We start from the raw sequence: 1,927 nt of genomic DNA, 5'->3' as shown, positions 1-1,927 counted from the left end.
CCCCCCCCCCCCCCCCCCCCCGGCCCCCCCCCCCCCCCCCCCACCCCCCCCCCCCGCCGCCCCCCCCCCCCCCCCCCCCCCGGGGCGTGCGGTTCACCACGCCCATGGCGAAAGCGATGTTGCCCGCGACACCGCCGCGGCGGATCTGCAGGTCGTCGACCAGGAAGCTCAGCGACACATTGGCCAGCTGATCGGCCAGCAGCACATCGGCGAACCGTCCGGGAAAACGCATGAGATGGTCGGTCGCGATGGACGCGGACACGGCGATAGACACGAGGCGGGGCCCCTTCAACGGTAGGCGGCAGCGGGCACGGGCCGGTGATACCGGTCCCCGTTCTCACGGTATCAACATCCGCCCGCCGATCGGAGTCACCTCGTGCCGGAACCCCCGGCGGACGCCTGCGCCTGCGCCGGGGGACGTGACCTCGCTCGGTCGGTGGTCAGCCGGTCAGTTGAACGAGTCGCCGCAGGCGCAGGAGCCGGTGGCGTTCGGGTTGTCGATGGTGAAGCCCTGCTTCTCGATGGTGTCGACGAAGTCGATCGAGGCGCCCTGCACGTAGGGAGCGCTCATCCGGTCCACCGCCAGGGTGACGCCGCCGAATTCGGCGGTCAGGTCGCCGTCGAGGGTGCGGTCGTCGAAGAAGAGCTGGTAACGCAGGCCCGCGCAGCCGCCGGGCTGCACCGCGATGCGCAGCGCCAGGTCGTCGCGGCCTTCCTGATCCAGCAGCGCCTTGGCCTTGCTCGCCGCGGCGTCGGTCAGGATCACGCCGTGAGTCGTGGTTTCGTTCTGCACGGTCTCGTTCTGCACAGTCATGAACGCTCCTATAGACAGCTGAGGTCAACCCGATGCAACAACGCCACTGAGGCGGGCTGGTATTCCCCTCTCGTATCCCCCATCTTGCCACTGCGGCCCGACGGGCCGCAGACCGCGCCACGACACGGTCGCCGCGGCGGCCGCCGGGAGCGCCATCGGCAGGCGCCCGACCGCCGCCGAGCGGGCCCTGGTCCAGCTCGTCCGAAGTGACCGGGTTTCCCCGCCCGACACGCCATCGAATAGCCTGGTCGGCGTGAAGTTGTTCCGTCGCGACCAGGCCGGCACCACCGACGCGACCGCCGAGTCCACGGCGGACGCGCAGAGCGGATCGGTCACCACCACCAAGGCGGGCGCCGCCACTCCGGGCAAGGTCACCCCGGGCAAGGGCCGCCCCACCCCCAAGCGCCGTGAGGCCGAGGGCCGCAGGCGCGGCCCCGTCGCGCCCGCGCCGTTGACCGCCAAGGAGGCCAGGGCCCGCCGCAAGGCCACCAAGGGCCCCAAGCTCTCCCGCGAGGAACGCAAGGCGGCCGCGGCCGAGCGCAAGGCCGCCGTCCAGGAGCGCCGCGCCAAGATGCTGGCCGGCGAGGAGAAGTATCTGCTGCCCCGCGACCAGGGGCCGGTGCGCGCCATGGTGCGCGACATCGTCGACGCCCGCCGCAACCTGTCGGGCCTGTTCATGCCGATGGCGCTGCTGTTGATCCTGTCGATGTTCGCCGCGCCCGGCCTGCAGACCATCGTGACCTTGGTCATGCTGGTGATGATGCTGTTCATGGCGATCGAGGGCGTGATCCTCGGCAAGCTGGTCAACAACCGGGTGATCGAGCGCTTCCCCGACACCACCGACACCGGTTTCAAGCTCGGCTGGTACGCCTTCGTGCGCGCCTCGCAGATCCGCAAGCTGCGCGCCCCCAAGCCGCGGGTCGGCCCCGGCGACGCCGTCTGATCCGTCATCCGCTCTCCCGGCTGTCCACGGCCGCTCGGCCACCGGAGGGGCGGCCGTAGTCGTCCCCGAGACCGTCGTCCCCGAGACCGTCGTCCCCGGGACTTCCGTGACCGGGGCACCCGTGACCTGGCCGCCCTGGTTCCGTCCGGCCGCTCCGCCCGGGCCTGCGG

General features: G+C 72.0%; 2 protein-coding genes and 1 pseudogene. 1 reads left to right on the top strand and 2 read right to left on the bottom strand.

Going from position 1 to position 1,927, the window contains the following annotated elements:
* Positions 1 to 274: pseudogene (locus tag QH283_RS26335) on the bottom strand (hypothetical protein); the annotation flags it as partial.
* A gap of 174 nt (positions 275 to 448) precedes the next feature.
* Positions 449 to 814 (bottom strand): HesB/IscA family protein, encoded by a 366-nt coding sequence (locus tag QH283_RS26330; RefSeq protein ID WP_280505627.1) that lies wholly within the window; start codon positions 812 to 814, stop codon positions 449 to 451.
* A 253-nt stretch (positions 815 to 1,067) separates the two neighbouring features.
* Here QH283_RS26330 and QH283_RS26325 point away from each other — a divergent pair, with 253 nt between their 5' ends.
* On the top strand, positions 1,068 to 1,757 hold the full coding sequence (locus tag QH283_RS26325; protein WP_280505626.1) for a DUF3043 domain-containing protein: 690 nt from the start codon (positions 1,068 to 1,070) through the stop codon (positions 1,755 to 1,757).
* Positions 1,758 to 1,927 lie beyond the last annotated feature (170 nt).

The sequence above is a fragment of the Nocardia farcinica genome, from assembly GCF_029867845.1.
Taxonomy (GTDB): Bacteria; Actinomycetota; Actinomycetes; order Mycobacteriales; family Mycobacteriaceae; genus Nocardia; species Nocardia farcinica_A.
The sequence above is the reverse complement of the archived record's forward strand: the minus strand, read 5'-3'. Positions and strand labels throughout refer to the sequence as shown.

What these genes read in the sequence shown, in the direction of transcription:
- QH283_RS26330 (WP_280505627.1), bottom strand. Translation starts at nt 814, where the DNA reads ATGACTGTGCAGAACGAGACCGTGCAGAACGAAACCACGACTCACGGC.